17 protein-coding genes and 1 tRNA gene are annotated in these 16,485 nt (G+C 40.7%); 12 read left to right on the forward strand and 6 right to left on the reverse strand.

The features are described from left to right. Window positions 1-6 precede the first annotated feature (6 nt). Genes WCW66_03160 through WCW66_03170 form a run of 3 tightly spaced genes read right to left on the reverse strand, consistent with a single transcriptional unit; the run spans window position 7 to window position 971 of the window. Window positions 7-282, reverse strand: coding sequence for a hypothetical protein (locus WCW66_03160; GenBank protein MFA6391727.1), 276 nt, complete (start codon window positions 280-282; stop codon window positions 7-9). Between the two features lie 24 nt (window positions 283-306). Further along, on the reverse strand, window positions 307-633 hold the full coding sequence (locus tag WCW66_03165) for a hypothetical protein (GenBank protein ID MFA6391728.1): 327 nt from the start codon (window positions 631-633) through the stop codon (window positions 307-309). A gap of 11 nt (window positions 634-644) precedes the next feature. After that, complete coding sequence (locus tag WCW66_03170) at window positions 645-971, reverse strand: hypothetical protein (GenBank protein MFA6391729.1); 327 nt, start codon at window positions 969-971, stop codon at window positions 645-647. 229 nt (window positions 972-1,200) lie between these two features. Between WCW66_03170 and WCW66_03175 the strand changes: the two genes are divergently transcribed. Genes WCW66_03175 through radA form a run of 12 tightly spaced genes read left to right on the forward strand, consistent with a single transcriptional unit; the run spans window position 1,201 to window position 13,170 of the window. Next, a complete protein-coding gene (locus WCW66_03175; GenBank protein ID MFA6391730.1) occupies window positions 1,201-2,148 on the forward strand; it encodes a PEP/pyruvate-binding domain-containing protein in 948 nt (315 codons plus the stop codon). A 1-nt stretch (window position 2,149) separates the two neighbouring features. After that, the gene (locus tag WCW66_03180) at window positions 2,150-3,490 is read left to right on the forward strand and encodes a hypothetical protein (GenBank protein ID MFA6391731.1); all 1,341 of its coding nucleotides are present in this window, start codon (window positions 2,150-2,152) and stop codon (window positions 3,488-3,490) included. Between the two features lie 3 nt (window positions 3,491-3,493). Next, entirely contained in the window at window positions 3,494-3,931 is a 438-nt protein-coding gene (locus WCW66_03185; GenBank protein ID MFA6391732.1) for a PrgI family protein, read from the forward strand. Window positions 3,932-3,948: 17 nt separating this feature from the next. Next, a complete protein-coding gene (locus WCW66_03190; protein ID MFA6391733.1) occupies window positions 3,949-4,662 on the forward strand; it encodes a hypothetical protein in 714 nt (237 codons plus the stop codon). Between the two features lie 11 nt (window positions 4,663-4,673). Then, window positions 4,674-6,566 carry an ATP-binding protein gene (locus WCW66_03195; GenBank protein ID MFA6391734.1) on the forward strand — a complete coding sequence of 631 codons (1,893 nt, stop codon included), beginning with the start codon at window positions 4,674-4,676 and terminating at the stop codon, window positions 6,564-6,566. 24 nt (window positions 6,567-6,590) lie between these two features. Then, window positions 6,591-7,226 (forward strand): hypothetical protein, encoded by a 636-nt coding sequence (locus tag WCW66_03200; protein MFA6391735.1) that lies wholly within the window; start codon window positions 6,591-6,593, stop codon window positions 7,224-7,226. Window positions 7,227-7,247: 21 nt separating this feature from the next. Continuing rightward, window positions 7,248-7,565: a hypothetical protein gene (locus tag WCW66_03205; protein ID MFA6391736.1), complete on the forward strand. Its 318-nt coding sequence runs from the start codon at window positions 7,248-7,250 to the stop codon at window positions 7,563-7,565. A gap of 9 nt (window positions 7,566-7,574) precedes the next feature. Then, window positions 7,575-8,792, forward strand: a complete 1,218-nt coding sequence (locus WCW66_03210) for a hypothetical protein (GenBank protein MFA6391737.1) — start codon at window positions 7,575-7,577, stop codon at window positions 8,790-8,792. A gap of 11 nt (window positions 8,793-8,803) precedes the next feature. Continuing rightward, the gene (locus WCW66_03215; GenBank protein ID MFA6391738.1) at window positions 8,804-9,742 is read left to right on the forward strand and encodes a pilin; all 939 of its coding nucleotides are present in this window, start codon (window positions 8,804-8,806) and stop codon (window positions 9,740-9,742) included. A 29-nt stretch (window positions 9,743-9,771) separates the two neighbouring features. Beyond that, window positions 9,772-11,007, forward strand: coding sequence for a hypothetical protein (locus tag WCW66_03220; GenBank protein MFA6391739.1), 1,236 nt, complete (start codon window positions 9,772-9,774; stop codon window positions 11,005-11,007). A gap of 8 nt (window positions 11,008-11,015) precedes the next feature. Further along, the gene (locus WCW66_03225; GenBank protein MFA6391740.1) at window positions 11,016-11,768 is read left to right on the forward strand and encodes a thioredoxin domain-containing protein; all 753 of its coding nucleotides are present in this window, start codon (window positions 11,016-11,018) and stop codon (window positions 11,766-11,768) included. A 55-nt stretch (window positions 11,769-11,823) separates the two neighbouring features. Beyond that, window positions 11,824-13,170 (forward strand): DNA repair protein RadA, encoded by a 1,347-nt coding sequence (gene radA / locus WCW66_03230; protein MFA6391741.1) that lies wholly within the window; start codon window positions 11,824-11,826, stop codon window positions 13,168-13,170. Window position 13,171: 1 nt separating this feature from the next. On the opposite strand, the gene recG is transcribed toward radA, so the two are convergent. The 3 genes from recG to WCW66_03245 form a co-directional block, all read right to left on the reverse strand. Beyond that, the gene (gene recG / locus WCW66_03235; protein MFA6391742.1) at window positions 13,172-15,253 is read right to left on the reverse strand and encodes an ATP-dependent DNA helicase RecG; all 2,082 of its coding nucleotides are present in this window, start codon (window positions 15,251-15,253) and stop codon (window positions 13,172-13,174) included. Between the two features lie 13 nt (window positions 15,254-15,266). Continuing rightward, window positions 15,267-15,343 (reverse strand) — tRNA-Arg (locus WCW66_03240). Between the two features lie 48 nt (window positions 15,344-15,391). Continuing rightward, the gene (locus WCW66_03245; protein MFA6391743.1) at window positions 15,392-15,922 is read right to left on the reverse strand and encodes a hypothetical protein; all 531 of its coding nucleotides are present in this window, start codon (window positions 15,920-15,922) and stop codon (window positions 15,392-15,394) included. Between the last annotated feature and the right edge of the window lie 563 nt (window positions 15,923-16,485).

Here is a 16,485-nt window from a genome sequence, read left to right on the forward strand (position 1 = left end):
TGTAATTTATTGTTTATTTTCGATTACAACAGAAGGATATTTTGCCAGTAATGGTTCCATTGTCTTTTTAACAATTAATCCGGACAGCGCGACATATTCATCAATTAATCTTTGTAATGCCACCTGTGGATCGCCGTTGATTTCAGTTACTTCACCGTCAGCGCTGATTGCCAATTCTGTAACATTTTTTGCTTTCATGATCGCAATATCCGGACCTAAGATGACAATTTGCTTTTTTATCATCTCGCTCATTATATTTTTATATTCTTCTCCGTTTGCCATTTTTTTAATGTTAATGATTTTTTATTATCCTTGGGTAATTTTTTTGGCTTCTTCACCGGCAGATTTTAGCGCCTTCAATGTCCAAACAAATGTTACAAACCAGCCAGCAAAAACTGGCAGTACCCAATAAACTCCTTTGGCATTTTCAAACATATATGCGGTACTGACTATCCCCAGGGAATACATCTCTACCAACATAGTATAAACCAAAACTTTTGTTATTTTACCGACCAGCGATCCTTTAACTAACTGGTAAACGCTTCTGCCTTTGACAAAAATATAGATTGAGCCACCAATCAATATTGGCCAACCAATGAATAATATTACATTTCTCATAAGTTCTAGTGACATAAATTTATTAGTTAATTATTTGTTATTTTTTTAGTCTCCTCGCTAGATATTTTTATTGTCTTAATACTCCACATAAAAACCGCTCCCCAAATAATAAACACCGGCAGAACAACATAAACACCTTGAGCGTTATCAACGAGGTACACAGTACTGACAATTCCCAGAGAATACATCTCAACGAGCATCGAATAAACCAGTGCCTTGGTGATTTTACCTACCAGAGAGTCTTTGATTACGGAATATACTTGCTTGCCCACCTTAAAGATGTAAATACTGAAAAAAAACAATACTGGCCATCCAACCGCCAGTATAATGTTTCGAACAGTATCTAAATTCATTGAATATTACGTTATTTGTGTGAATACCATCTTATTGTACCATAAGTTAGCAAAAAAATCAAGTGGAATCAACTATTTATTATATGTACTGATTGTATGGTTATTGAGTATTTGGCAATCTAATTTATCCGCAACACTTCGAGAAATTATTCAAGCTAGAATATGAGTTACTATTCACACGGTATGTTGTTAATTATTATCACTTATGCTATAATATAAAAGATTTTTCATGGCAAAATTTACCAAAACTTTTTCACAATTAAATAGAAAAAGTGTAGCAGAAGCGGGAGGAAAGGGCGCACAACTGGGTGAGATGACAAAGGCAAAATTGCCAGTTCCACCAGGGTTTGTGGTACTTTCCGGCACATTTGAGCGTTTTTTGGAAGAAACGGACCTGGATGTAGAGATAGACGCATTGTTAAAAAAGGTAAATTTGAGTGATATTAACAGTGTGGACCGGGTTTCCAATGCAATCCGGGAATTAATCCACGAATTAGTTGTCCCGGATGATATCGCAAAAGAGATCCAGACCGCTTTTAATAAATTGAAAACCAAATATGTTGCTGTCCGTTCTTCCGCGACAGCCGAGGATTCATCCGTTGCATCCTGGGCGGGCGAACTGGAAACATATTTGTTTATTACTAAAGCAAATTTGGTTGAAACAGTGCGTAAATGTTGGTCATCGCTGTTTACCCCCCGCGCGATTTTTTACCGCTTTGAGAAAAAACTGCACAAGACCAAAGTAAGTGTCGGCGTCGTAGTCCAAAAGATGATTAATTCGGAAATATCCGGCGTGACATTTACAGCCCACCCGGTTACCAACGATCTGGATCAGATGGTGATTGAGGCGGGGTTCGGCCAGGGTGAATCAATCGTCTCAGGACAGATTACGCCGGATACCTATGTGGTAGATAAGAAAAATAAAATCATTTTAGATATTAATATCTCTGAGCAAAAGAAAATGATTGTTCAGAATGGTAGTAAGGGAACAAAAACAGTCACTGTTGTAAAATCAATGCAGGAAAAGCAGAAACTCACAGGCAAACAAATCATTCAACTTGCCGAAGTCTGCAAAAGAATAGAAAAACATTATAACCATCCCCAAGACATAGAATGGGCGATGGAAAAAAATAAAATTTATATTACGCAATCAAGACCAATAACAACACTGAAATAAAATGGAGGATCAAAAAAACAAAATCAACACAGCAAAATCGGTGAAAGTAAATGTTGCTTCCGGAAAGAAAGACGATGAAGAAAAGCAGATTTTAAAAGGTGCCAGAATTCTAATTAAAGACCAAAAAGGGCAGTACAGCTATGTAAAAGGAGCCAAATTAATGGGTGAGGACGAGGTTGTTGTTGCTTCTGCGCCGGTGGTTTCCGCGCCAACAAAGAGTAAAATAGATCCATCCATTATCAAAAAAGCGGTTGCGCAGTTGGCTAATCAAAAGATGATAACGCCATCCGTTAAACCGGCCCCCCTACCAAGAAAACAGGACGAAGTAAGTACGGTAACAGCTTCTCAGCTAAAACCGGTTTTTCAAGATCGGATGGTTCCGAATAAAGGAGTTAACGCAAGTTTTTATTTTGATGTAGAGGATGAGGAGGAAGTGAAAAAAATGCATAATGAGGAAATTTCCTCATCGGCCAGAACTATTGATTACGGCACAGTTGTTAAAGAGATTGCAAATCAGGTCGGATTAAATTTTACTGATGAATCTTTGCAAAAAAGATTTGAAAGCCTAATAACATCCCGTCTGAGAGATATTCGAACTTCCGTCCAATTAAGAGAGCTTTTGGTCCGTTCAAAAAAAGTCGGCGGTTTAGAACTTGAACCTGAGATTGCGGAATCGATCGTGAAAATAACCGCAGAGAAGGCGCTGAGTTTTCATAATGAAACCGAGATCAAAAAAATTGAATACCGGCAGATGATGAAGTTGCAGGAAGCGGAAAAAGAGAGAGAGCAGCAGGAAAGGATGAGAAAAGCAGTAGCAAATGAACAGATTAAGAAAGCGGTTCTCAATCTGCATTTGCAGAAGAAAAATGAATTAGAAAATGCGGTCAAACCGGAACCACAGCCGGTCATTAACAAGCCGATTATTGATAGACGGATTCCAATTATCCCAAAGATGCAAAGACCGATGCCGGTTTTTGACAGCAGGCCAAAAATTGTGGATATCAAGACGCCGCCAAGATTAATGGGTCCGATAGAGGAAATAAGAAGCTTGAATTTGGTGGATTTTAGAAGGCTCGGCGGGAACCCCCAGCAGTCAATTGAAAAAATAAAAGAGAAAGTTGATCTGTTGGAAGAGGAATCATATACCAAGAAAGCGGAAGCGATCCAAGCCTGGAAGAAATCGGAGATTTATCAGATATATCTAGACATCGGTAATGAAGGTATGAATAAAGGAAAATCCGTCCAGGATGTGATAACAAGCAGGAAAATGGACGGCCGTTCCTATCTGACCGATGAAGAGTTTGAAGCGGTAGGGGATCTAAATAGACAGTTAAGATTTTAAAATATGCGGTTTGTAGTTCCCCAATTTATTGAAGTAGAAGATAAAATTATCGGACCGATTTCCGTCCGGCAATTTATAATTTTTCTAGTGGCATTCGGAATCATTTTCATTGAATACCAAGTATTAGGATTTATAACATTTATTTTTGCTGCCCTGTTTATGTTCGGGTTGGCCGGCATTGTTGCATTCGCTAAAATTAACGGTCAGCCTTTCCATTATTTTTTTCTTAATATCCTGTATACAATCAGGAAGCCGAAAATTAAGATTTGGAGCAAAGAAGTGGTCAGCGGAGCAAGTAAAATAAGCCATAAAAATTCCATTAAAACTGCCGTGGTTGTAGCTCCAAAAATGGCTGTTACAAATTCAAAACTGACTCGTTTGTCACTGGTAGTCGACACGGGAGGGGCGTTTAAAGAGGACGAAGATGATGTCAATTTTTAAGTCTAATCAAAACAAATATGCATTCTAAACAGCTAGCAGGACAAAAACCAAAAGCTTCCACCCAGAGCCATCTTGATATTCTTGAAATCAAAGATAACGTGGTTGCTTTGAAAGACGGGACATTAAGGGCGATAATTTTAGTATCTTCAATCAACTTTGCATTAAAATCAGAAGACGAGCAGATCGCTGTTATTCAGGGTTATACGCAGTTTTTGAATTCATTCGATTTCTCTATTCAGATAGTAATCCAGTCCAGAAGATTAAACATTGAAGAATATCTGGATAGACTTAAGAAAGTTGAAAAGGAACAAACCAACGAACTGCTCAGAATGCAAACAGCAGAATACCGCCAATATATTAATGAGCTGGTGGAGATAGCAGATATCATGAGTAAAAGATTTTACGTTGTTGTTCCCTATTCACCTGTTTCAGACAAACAAAAAAAATATTTTACCAGGTTGAAAGAAGCATTGTCTCCAACATCTGTTATTCATCTTAAAAGAAAGAAGTTCGACAAATACAGAACTGAGCTGTTTAAAAGAGTCGATTATGTGACTGATGGCCTGTCATCTATCGGTTTAAAATCAGTGCAGCTGGATACCCAGAGTATCATTGAGCTGTTCTATAACACTTATAACCCGGAAATCTTCAGTCAGGAACAGCTGGTCGGCTTGGATAAACTTCAGGTGGAAGAAGATGCCAGCATCATGGAAGAAGAGGATAAAAAATAAAAAGGAAAACTATGGTCCAACTATTCAAAAAAGCAGATATCAAAGATGATGAAGAAGCAAAGAAAGCGGCGTCTTCATTAAAAGAGGCAGAACGAGCGAGGACATTGGCTGAAGAGGAAAAGGAGATTCTTGAAGCCGAGCGGTCTTTCCAGCGGGGTGTGGTTTCTGTGCGTGATCTTATCGCTCCGTCCGCATTTAAAGTTGAGTCTCGTTTTGTTCAACTGGGCACGAAATTTGTCAGTACTGTTTTTGTGGTGACTTATCCCAGATATATCGCTGTAGGATGGTTTGCTCCGGTAATCAACCTCAATATCCCGATGGATATTGCCATGTATTTTTATCCTGTCAAACCTGAAGCAATTTTAAAACAATTAAAAAACAAAGTCGGCGCCCTTGAAGCGCAGATACTTTCGGATGCAGAAAAAGGTGCGCCACGCGACCCGTTGAGAGAAACTGCTTTGAAAGATATCGAAATGCTCCGGGATGAAATCACTCAGGGAACTGAAAAGTTTTTTCAATACGCATTGTACGTTTCTGCTTATTCGGACGATGTTAAAACACTGGATAAAATTACTGAAAGGATCGAATCAATATTCGGTTCGAAACTCGTTTATTCTAAAAGAGTATTATTCCAATCGGAGCAGGGTTTTAATTCTACGTTGCCGCTCGGGAACGATGAATTATACATTACTTTTAATATGAATACTTCTCCGTGCGCGTCGTCATTCCCGTTTATTTCTTCCGAACTGACTTCAGATAACGGAATTTTATACGGAGTTAACCGGCATAATAACAGCTTAATTCTTTTTGACCGTTTCAGTTTGCAGAATGCCAATACGGTTGTGTTTGCTACTTCCGGAGCCGGAAAAAGTTACGCTGTGAAGTTAGAGGTACTTCGTAGCTTGATGCTGGGAACGGAGGTTATTATTATAGATCCGGAAATGGAGTATAAGCATCTGAGTGATGCGGTGGGTGGTGCATATATTGATATTTCCCTGAACTCGGAAAGTAAAATAAATCCATTTGATCTGCCGCGCCCGGTGTCGGGCAGAGATAAACCGGCCGATATTATCCGTTCGGCGGTTATTACGCTGAAAGGCCTGGTTCGTCTCATGCTTGGCGATTTAACTCATGCGGAAGACTCACTGGTGGACCGCGCGTTGATTGAGACATATGCCAAGAAGGATATTTCGGCGGAGTCCGATCTTACTAAAATTGAAGCGCCGATTATGCAGGATTTTGAAGATATTTTACTGGGTATGGAGGGAGGAGCTGATTTATCTGAAAGATTAAAAAAATATACCAAAGGAACATTTGCTGGTTTGTTCAACAGTCCCACAAATATTGATACGAAGAATCAGTTAGTAGTATTCAGCGTGCGTGATTTGGAGGACGAGCTAAGGCCGATCGGGATTTATACAATTATCAACTACATCTGGAATATTGTAAGGTCCGAGGTGAAAAAGAGAGTTCTGGTTATTGATGAAGCATGGTGGCTGATGCAAAATGAGGATTCGGCGAAATTTATTTTCGCACTGGTAAAACGTTGCCGTAAATACTATCTGGGAGTTACTACTATCACACAAGATGTAAATGACTTTTTACGCTCTCCGTACGGACAGGCGATTGTAACCAACTCTTCTTTGCAACTATTATTAAAACAGTCACCGGCGGGAATTGATCTGCTGGTGAGCACTTTTATGCTTACGGAGGGTGAGAAATACCTGCTGATCGAATCTGGATTGGGAGAAGGAATATTTTTTGCCGGGGCGAAACACGCAGCAATAAAAATAGTAGCGTCATATACTGAAGATCAGTTAATCACGTCAGATCCACGGCAGCTTTTGGAAATAGAAGATGCGAAAAAGGAATTTGAAGAGGAAATGGCAAATCAAACAGCATAAAATAATTTTTAAATAGAAATCCGCATGAACAAAAAGTTAAAAATTGCATTTATCATAATGATGGCAATGGTTGTGATCATCACGATCGTTGTGGTTATAATTTTCTACACTTCAGACCGGACTGATGTAACAAATACAAATGCGGGGACAAATACAAATACCGCCATCAATAGCAATGTGAATACAAATCAGGCTGTGAATGTAAACAGCGTTGTAACAAACACGAATACTACAGTCACAAATACAAACAGCACTTCCACCGCCGGCGGCACCGCGAACGTGGAAGCTTTATTACAACCGATCGCCCGTAACTTCGCTGAACGGTTTGGTAGTTATTCCTCTTTTAGCAACTATGAGAATATCACCAAGCTGGAAGGATATATGACTGCAAGCATGAAAAACTGGGCAGAAAGATTTGTTGCGGAACAAAGGGCAAATAGCAGTGCAGATGACAAATATTTTGGCATAACCACAAAAGCGTTGAATGTTACCACGGACTCAATAAACGAAGCGGACGAAAAAGCACAATTTACCGTTACTACCCAGAGAAACCAGACAAATGAAGGTGAAGAAGCGAAAGTTATCTATCAAGATATAATAATAAAATTTATTAAAGAAGGTATTGAATGGAAAGTTATCGAGGCGAATTGGCAGAATTAAATTAACTCCACCAGAAAAATCATGGAAAGACCCGGAATCTCGGTAAAAACAGGCAGTACGGCGGGAAGTATTAAAATAGATCAGGCAACGGAAAATTTTATCGGCGTGCTTGACCGGGATCATACACCGGAAGAATTGAAAAGAGCATTTGATAATTTGGTAAGCGTGATGACTTTCGAAACTTTCAGGAAGATAAAAGCAAGACAAGAGGTAATACAATTAGTTAACGATTCGGCAGAAGAAGAAAAGATTGAGGAAGAGATAAATAAGATGAAAGAGGACTTAATCAAATCTGTCTCTGAAATTGCGATGTTGGCTGATAATTATCAGAAAGAATAGCAATAGTATATGGCTGATACATTAAGCAATTCTACTGCAGTACAGGATTCTCTAGAAGTAGCTGCAAAGACCGCAAATACTACTCTGGAGTCTGATATTGATCTTCCGGTAGAAAAAATTGATTTGGATATCTCTTCATTAAAATTGAATATCCGGTTTGATGGTGCAGGTCACAAAGACAGAATAAGGGGAGCAGCGAATCCGGATAAAAAAGAACAGTCTGCTGTTACTTCTCCAAAAGCAGAGAGTCAATCAAAAGGAGATGTGGGCGGACAAGAAGGAAAAAAAGAGCTTGAAAACAGAAAAAGACAGTTCAGGATGAGCCAGTTGGCCGACCGGAGAGGTGGTAACCCAAACATGCCTTCACAGGGGACAGCCGCCGGTTCCTTGCCGGAAGATCTGAATCCACAGCAGCAATCGGGGGCGGATAATATGCTCAAGGGGATCAGGAATGAACGGGAGCAACCGGGAGCGAATCAGTTAAGGAGAAAACTTGAATACAGATTGCGGAACAGAGCGCAGAGAGGAATGGCAGGTCCGAGTCTTGGGGAAAATAACAGTAGGTTGAGTGGCGCGGGGAATGCGGATGATCTGCTCTCTAATCTGGACTTTTCAGGAAATGAAGATGATGACGACGACGATTCACAACCGATGAATGTACAGGAAAGTCAGGAGCAACAAGTGGAGGAAAGGTTAGCTAGAGAGAGAGAAAGAGATCGTCAGAATCAAAAAAGTAATAAGGATAAAAATGTAGCAGGTGCGGGAGGGGATTACAGTCTATTACAAAGAATACAAATAGAAGTAAATACATACAGGAACAAGATTAAAAAAATAGATGAGCAAATCGCCGGTCTTAGAAAAACGTTAATCCTGTTAATGACCGTGTTAGCAGCGGTGCTGGGGAAGGATGTACTTGATGTTGTAGGCTTTGGATTGTGGGGGTGGGTTGACTGGTTATTTGACATCCAGCTTATGCTAGCAGCGTTTATTTTGAAAATTGAACAAGAGGGGAAGGAAAAGATTGAGGGGTGGATGTTGTCACTTGTTGAACTTATACCTTATGCAGATGTCCTTCCAGCTTGGACCGCGCGTGTATTAAAATCAGTTTTACAGAGGAATAAAGAATTAGGAGATGCTGTTGATGAGAAGAAAAAAATACAGAAAAAGCTTGATAAAGCACTCAAATTTAGACAGGCGCTATTAAATCTCCCAGAAGAAGATAAATAATTTAAAACTTTATGAAAAAACTAATTGTCATAGCATTGTTCGTCTCATTGAGTATAATTTTAATACCACAAATTACACTTGCTAAGATTGACTTGAATATTCCGATTGGTGATAAGACATCAGTGGATGATCTCGGGGACTATATCCGGATATTCTATGAGTTTTTTGTAACATCCGCCGGTATTTTGGCGGCAGCGATGATGGTAATCGGCGGTTATAAATGGATCACAGCGGCCGGCAATCCTTCCATCATCAGCGGTGCCAAAGAGCAGATTATGAGCGCTATTTTCGGGCTGGTACTGGCGCTCACTTCATTTTTTATTTTGAATACGTTAAATCCAAGCATCACCGCGCTGACACCGCTCACCATCCCGGTTGTTCAGGAACTCAGAGATAGTACATTAGCCAGTAGACTCTGTGATTTTGATGCGGAGATTGATGAAACCGCTCATGAGCCTATTAGATGTGAATCGTCAAAAGTTATCAATGCCGCAGAAGGGGAAAAATGTGCCGGATTGTGGAGTAGTGATCCGGACAATATTTGCGTAATTGAGACTATTACTGGTCCTAATTCATTGGTTAAAACAACTGAAAAAAGTGAGATAACGATGCAGAATCATACCTATACAAGTCAAACAACATTTGATGTAAAGAATGACGAATGGTTCATTAGTAATCAAGAATGCGGTGACGTTTATTGGGGTATAACTGGAGTAACAGGCGGTGCGTATATGGTGGGTTCACATTGTGGTTGGGTCAATTTTACTGATGGTGCTCCTCAATGGGCACATTGCGTGATGGATGGTAAATTCGGTAACTTTTCAAGTGATGCATCAAAATGTAGTTGGATTTTATTGGACATTTTGCATGATAATGGGTCATATATTCCTGCAGATGAGGCACGTAAAGGTTGTGGAAGAGTTACAAATATGCGTTGCGCAGGAGATTAATTAAGATAGAAAATATTTAATATTATATTATGAAAATAAAAAACAGCGTTAAGATCGCGGGACTGATCGTCGCCTTTATCGCGGTTGTGATATTTATGGGATATCTGATTTACGTTATTTTCTTCCGCGCAGATGATGGGATACAGCCGGGACAGGTGAATGTCAACGGGGTAATTGTTAATTCAGACGACTTGCCGATCGCAAACGATAATACCAACCGTCCTGTAGCAAACGTAAATATAAATACAAATTCCAGCCTGCCCGTCGTTTCCCCGATTGCCAATGGTGGAAACACTCTGACTAATCAGGTAGCTGAAGGTGAGATCGTCAGTACAAAAATTATCGGTAATAATTTAAGATTTTATGATAAAAAAACAGGCAAGTTTTATCAAGTTTCCGCTGACGGGAAAATCAAAACTCTGATCAGTGAGGATCTTTTTCCGAACGCAGAAAGCGTAGAATGGTCGCCGACGGGTAATAAAGCGGTAATCAGTTTTCCGGACGGTACCAGTATTATCTACGATTTCGATTCGAAAAGCCAGGTGACCTTGCCAAAAGAGATGGATGAAATTAAGTTTTCTGCCACGGGTGAGCAATTGGGATTTGAATACATTGATCAGGACAGCAGTAATAATTTTCTGGGAGTATCCAACGCGGACGGCACGGCAATCAGGCAGATTGAATTATTAGGGGACAAGGACAGGGATGTTGAAATTAACTGGTCGCCGACCAGTCAGACTGTCGCTACTTTCAGAAAAACTTCAGAAGGCGATGCACAGCAGATATTTTTTATCGGACAGAACGGAGAAAATTTTAAATTATTAGAAGTGCAGGGCAGAGGTTTTGAGGGCAAGTGGAATGAAGCGGGCACCCAGATGATCTATAGCACTTATTCCGCCAACTCTGACTATTTGCCAGAATTAAAGATAGCTGACGTCGGCGGTGACAGTACGGGGGAAAACACGATAAGCACCGGTCTGAAAACCTGGTCCAGTAAATGCACGATCGGTGGCGGGGCGGTCTTTTGCGGGGTGCCGATTGGTCTTGAAAAGGGAAGCGGTTTGTACCCCGAATTGGCAAATTCAGTCAATGATAACATATATAGAATCGACCTTGTAACAGGGGTTAAAACAAAGCTCGCAACGCCTTCCAGAGCGGACGGCAGTGGTTATGTTGTTAATCAGATTTATCTTTCACCGGATGAGAGAATCCTGTATTTTACAAACAAAATTACCGGGGAGCTTAACTCAATTAAACTAAAATAAGTTAGAAAATGGCTATAGAAAAACGGGGAAAAAATACATCATCCAATTTGAAAGTAAAAAGTAAAGTATCAGTACGTTCCACAAAACTATTGGTTGGTATCAGTATTTTAAGTCTTATGGGATTCGTGCTGATTTTCCTGTTTGGTTTGTCAATTTTCCGCGATTCCGCATCCAAAAGCTCGGAATCAAAAAGTAATTTTTCTTTTGTGAAAAGAGGGGTTGTTGCCAATGATACATTTGTCCCTGTTAATTCATCAGTACCGGAAGCGTTAGATACTGACCCAACTATTGGAAAAAAAGATGCGAAATTGACAATATTTGAATATGGAGATTTCGGGTGTGCACACTGCGCGTCAATGAATACCACAATGAAAAAGATTGTAGCGGAGTATCCTGATACTGTTCAGCTGGTATGGAAGGATTATCCAACCGCTTCCAGCGTTGATGCGGCAATGGCCGGCCGTTGCGCGCAAATACAGGATAAGTTTTGGGAAATGCATGATCTGCTTTTCGAGAATAGCTTTTTCTTAAACAAGGGACGGTTTTCCGATTTAGCACAGGATTTGGGTCTCGATGTGGAAAAATTCGATACCTGTGTTGATTCCGGCACTACCGCGCTTTTGGTTCAGGAGAGTATTGACCAGGCAGCGGGATTTGAAATCGATGGAACACCTTACTATTTTATTAATGACCAGGAAATCAGCGGAACGATAGGTTATGATGATTTGAAAAATATTATTGAATCAGAGCTGGTAAAATAGCGTTTAATAATTTATGTTGACTTCCTTTTTTTGGGAGTCTTTTCTTCTGTAAAATATGAATGTGAAAGAGAAAAAAATATTTTCCTGCAATCATTGTGATTCACAATATCCGAAATGGCAGGGCCGTTGCACGGAATGCGGACAGTGGGGAACACTTGAGGAGGGGAGATATGTCGCCACAGTGAGTGACAAGCCGTCCGCTCCTTTGGCGCAGACAATTTCTTTTAGTGACATTAAAGGGGGCGAAATATTAAGATTCAAAACTGGTTTCGGTGAATTTGACCGGGTATTAGGCGAAGGGTTGGTATCTGGGTCAGTAATCCTACTTGGTGGCGACCCTGGAATCGGCAAATCAACTCTTGCACTGCAGGTAACGGCAAAAATAAGCCAAACTGAATCAGTTATCTACGTGTCCGGCGAAGAGTCAGCAGAGCAGGTAAAACAGCGCATGGACCGGTTAAAGATAACGGCAAATGATCTGCACTTTATCTCAGAGACTGATGCGGAAATGGTATGCGCAACATTGTCCGAAAGAAAACCGCAGGTGGCGGTTATTGATTCAATCCAGACGCTCACTTCAAGTCAAATAAAATCCCAATCCGGCAGTCCGCAACAGATTAAAGCGGTAACAGCACAGCTTATGGAAGTGGCAAAAAACAGTAAAATCGCCATTGTTATAATTGGACATGTTACCAAACAGGGCGCGGTGGCCGGACCACGTACACTGGAACATTTGGTGGACAGTGTGATTTATTTAGAGGGTGACCGGTATCAGTCTTTAAGAATATTAAGGGCAATTAAAAATCGCTTTGGTTCAACATCCGAAATTGGAATTTTTGAAATGAAAGATCACGGGTTGGCAGAGGTACTTAATCCTTCTGCACTGCTCCTGAAAGATCGTGCAAAACAGATATCGGGTTCGGTGATTACCTGCATTATGGAAGGCAGTCGCCCTTTTTTGGTGGAAGTACAAGCGCTGGTTACCAAGGCCGGTTTCGGTTATCCGCAGAGAAAAACTTCAGGGTTTGACCAGAAAAGACTTCAATTGTTATTGGCTGTTCTGACCAAGCGTATGGGTATAAGAATAGAGGATCAGGATATTCATATCAATGTTGTCGGAGGAGTGAAGATTAAAGAACCGTCCGCTGATTTGGCCGTGTGTCTTGCTATAATTTCCGCGCTCAAGAATATTCCATTACCCAACACATTATCAGTGATGGGGGAAGTGGGCCTGGGCGGAGAAGTGCGCCCGGTAATTAATATTGACAAGCGTCTGGAAGAGTCCGCGAAACTAGGATTTAAAAATATAATAATTCCGAGTAATACAAAAAACCATAAAGACGCTGTTTGCTATCCGGTAAAAAGCATCAATGAGGCTTCAGAGATTGCTTTTACGATTTAAATTATTCCAGGTGAATATTCTTAGTAAACTCAGCAATCTTTTTTTGTAGTATCTGATTGATTTTCAAATCAGGATCTGACTCTAAAATTAGTCCGGCTTCTAAGCGGGCTTTTTTTACAAGATCATAGTCGGTTAACCGGGCGATTTTTAAGTTAGGGAAAAACCCCGATTGTTTACTGCCATAAACTTCCCCGGGACCCCTCAGTTCCAGGTCTTTCTCAGCCAAAGCAAAGCCGTTATGGCTTTTAATCAGGGCTTGAAGCCTCTTAATCACGTCCGGGCTGGCTTGTTCGGTAAAAAGGAAGCAATATGACTGATGTGTGCTTCTTCCCACTCTGCCACGAAACTGATGTAACTGCGCCAAGCCAAAGCGTTCCGCGCCTTCAATCATCATAATGGTCGCATTTGGCACGTCCACCCCTACCTCGATAACAGCAGTTGAAACCAGTATTTTAAACTTGTTTGCGACAAAACTTTTCATAACTTCTTCCTTTTCGCCCGCTTTCATTTTTCCGTGTAGCATGCCGATGGGAATTTCCGGAAACACCTCATTATTCAGCTTTTCGAATTCTGAAGTTACGGCTTTTACACCAAGAGCATCAGACTCTTCAATCAGCGGGCAGATGACAAAGATTTGTCGCCCCTTTTCAATCTCTTTTCGGATAAAACCATATGCGTCCTGCCTTTTGTTTTTTGGAATAATGGATGTTGAAATATTTTTCCTTCCCTTCGGCAGCTGATCAATCACTGATAAATCCAGATCGCCATAAACAGTCAACGCTAACGAGCGGGGAATCGGGGTAGCTGTCATAGAGAGTAAATGAGGAGTCCATTTTATGTTAATTGGATTTTTTTCTTTTATTTCTTTTCTTTGCTTTACGCCAAATCGATGTTGTTCGTCGACGACGATAAATGCTAAATTCTTAAAAACAATGCTTTTCTGTATCAGGGAGTGAGTGCCTACTATAACATTAATTTCTCCTGATTGAATCATTTTCTGGCATTCTTTTTTGGAAATTACATCTCCCTTCCCAATTTTAATGTGATTGCTTGTAAGTAAACAGAGATTAATATCCTTTTCTTTTCGAAAAAGGTTGTTTAAAGTATCAAAATGTTGCTGGGCTAATATCTCCGTCGGCGCCATCAGTGCTGTCTGATATCCGTTTGCGATTGTGTTCAGCATTCCGAGTGCCGCAACAACAGTTTTACCGGATCCTACGTCGCCTTCCAGAATCCTGTTCATCGGATTATTTTTTTCCTGGTCTTTTATTATTTCCCAGGAGGACTTTTTCTGCGCTTCAGTCAGAATAAACGGTAATTTAGTAACAAAGTTTTTTATTAATTCTTCCTGAAATTTAATTGTTGGCGCCTGTTTTTTTGCCAGGTCAAGTTTTGATTTTATCGCACCCAGTTGAATAATAAATAATTCATCAAAACCAATTCTCGACCTTGCTTTTCTAAGCAGTTCTTTCGTTTCCGGAAAGTGAACATGTTTTATCGCTTCAGCATATTCCAGAAAATTATATTTTCTTTTGATAGTGGTCGGCAGCCAATCATCGATACTATTGATGGCCGGAAATGCGTTTTTTACCAGAAATCTTATTTGCTTTTGGGTAATGCCCGAGGTCGTGGAGTAGACCGGTACAAGCCGAGCAGTATGCAGGGGGATGGATTTTACTTTTTCATATACAGGATTAATCATCTGAAAAGAAAACAAATCGCCTTCAATTTTACCTGAGAGATACAGTTCGTCTCCGGGTAATATGGTTTTTGTCAGGTATGGCTGTCTGAACCAGACGGCTTTGATTGATCCGGTTTCGTCGCTCAGCATCGCTTCCGTTATAATCATCCTTTTTCTCGGGGAGCGTTTGTTCCGGATCAGATCAACGCGGGCTTTGATTGTGGCTGTTTGATTGTGCGGAGCTTTTTCAATGCTGGATATATTGCTGTAATCTTCATAACGGAAAGGAAAATAAAAAAGCAGGTCCTTTGCCGTTTCAATTCCTAGCTTCTTCAAGCGTTGAGTTGTACGGGGGCCTACTGTCGGGAATTCTGATATTAAAGTGGCTAATTCGGTTGCCATAATATGATATACATGGTGCGGCCAGGAGGACTTGAACCTCCGACCTTAGGATCCGCAATCCTACGCTCTATCCAACTGAGCTATGACCGCATGTGTTTAACAAGGCATGATTTTCGCGAACAGATTTTCAATGCGGATTTATAATTTGAGAAACTTTCTAATCTGTTCACTGTTTGATTCTTCTTCCTTTTCAATATCTTCTTCGATGTATTTAAGTAATACTTCTCTTACCCGCAACGGGTTCTTGTTTTCCAGAGGGATGGTGATGCCAGGTCTGATTGTAGATTTATAATTAATGTATAGAGTTTTAACCTTTGGTGGGTTATAGATAATCCAGAATTTACTAATATTTCTGAATGGAGTAAAAGAGGATCCGATCATTAATCCTTCTTCAGTAATTTTAAAATCTATGCGGTCCGGTTTTCTGTTGATCTGAATTAGAATGATCAAATCAACAATAACTATGATTATTGCAAAAAGAAAATTTGATACAACAATTGCATATGTAAGAAATGCTGCAGATACGATACCCGCGACAATATACCAGATAATTCCTCGTTCATGTTCCTCGTATTCAGGAAATTTCCACTGAATTATGGTTTTGCCGTAATCCTGAGAGGATATTGTTTCATCCTTTGTTGCGTCTGGTTTGATAATGTCGATATCCATGCTTTTAATATCAATAGTAAAATGTACTTATATTATAGCAGATTATTCATCATTATGCCCTTCGACTTTGCTCAGGGCACTCTATTTCCACATTAAAGTGGTCGGAAGCGTTATCAAACGCTGTAGACCACGAGCTAGTGCCTCTCGATTTCACTCGAGGCATTCGATTCAGTTGTTAGGTACTAATTGAGTGGCCGATAGGCCATGAGCGACTCCGAACGATAGCGAGGAGGAGTCGAATGGCGGAGAGAGAGGGATTTTCGCCTCGTCCCGCCTTTGGCGGGACTCGTTGTCCGGGGTGCCAATCAATCCTGCGTATACTCGGATTGATTGTCGCTCGGCTTTGCCTCGCTCGCACCCGTTCGAATGCTTTTCTCGAAGAGACTGCGTACTACCTAATCGGTAGTCCGCACTCTCTTGGCGGAGAGAGATTCGGTCACCCGTCGATATTCTGACGAATATCGCGGTCGACCCCGCCTCGCGGTGCTCGCCTCTCGCCTCTGGCGAGAACTCGCACATCGCTGCGGCTTTCTCATCCCTACGCGACACACACTTGTGTGTCG

It is taken from the genome of Patescibacteria group bacterium (assembly GCA_041664365.1).
Lineage (GTDB): Bacteria > Patescibacteriota > Patescibacteriia > UM-FILTER-42-10 > UM-FILTER-42-10 > JAHJEX01.